This is a genomic window from Pelomicrobium sp. G1 (assembly GCF_051905455.1).
In the GTDB taxonomy this organism is placed as follows: Bacteria; Pseudomonadota; Gammaproteobacteria; order Burkholderiales; family UBA6910; genus Pelomicrobium.
This window is the reverse complement of sequence record NZ_JBQACR010000075.1, coordinates 1-572: the sequence shown is the minus strand read 5'-3', so window position 1 is coordinate 572 and position 572 is coordinate 1. Positions and strand designations below refer to the sequence as shown.

1 protein-coding gene is annotated in these 572 nt (G+C 53.3%); it reads right to left on the bottom strand.

Translation table 11 applies throughout. The features are described 5' to 3' along the window. Positions 1-175 precede the first annotated feature (175 nt). A partial coding sequence (locus tag ACTFO6_RS17505; RefSeq protein WP_439935709.1) for a hypothetical protein occupies positions 176-572 on the bottom strand: 397 nt, incomplete at its 5' end.

The following is a 572-nucleotide window of genomic DNA, read 5'->3' as shown; positions in this document are numbered from 1 at the left end:
CGGGGATCGGTGTATTGGTCAACGACGCGCCAGCGGGAAGCGAAACGGGCGGCTTGGGTGGGGGACATGCCTTTGCCATCATCATAAAGTTCGTCAATGTCAGGCGTGCCCTGGCTAAGATCAGCGTATGCCGCGAGAGCCAGCTCAGAACTCTTAAAGTATTCAGTAAGATTGCTCACCTCTTAGCCCCCGTAGACTGGATAAATACGGATTTCAACAAGGTGTTCACCGGGCCCTCTGGAAAATCAGGGCAACGAAAGCTTGATCCGTGCCAAGGGCCTGGTAGATCTCCACCGCCTCGTCCATAAATAACCACTTCTGCAAGTAACTTATTGTCTGAACGTCGAATTACCTGGTATTGCCTTCGAGACATCATCGGATCACCCTGCCGGTAGTAATAGACGTTACTTTTAAACAGATACCCAGCTCCTAAAGCATTCTCCCCTTGGTCAGGGCGGTAGAAATTTATCTGTCCCCATTGGTTAAACCTCTCCGCCGGCAGCTTCACCTGCTCATAGACCCGGATGCCGCCGTCGATGGCGCAGAGCCTCCTGACCTCCGCATCGAGCGCC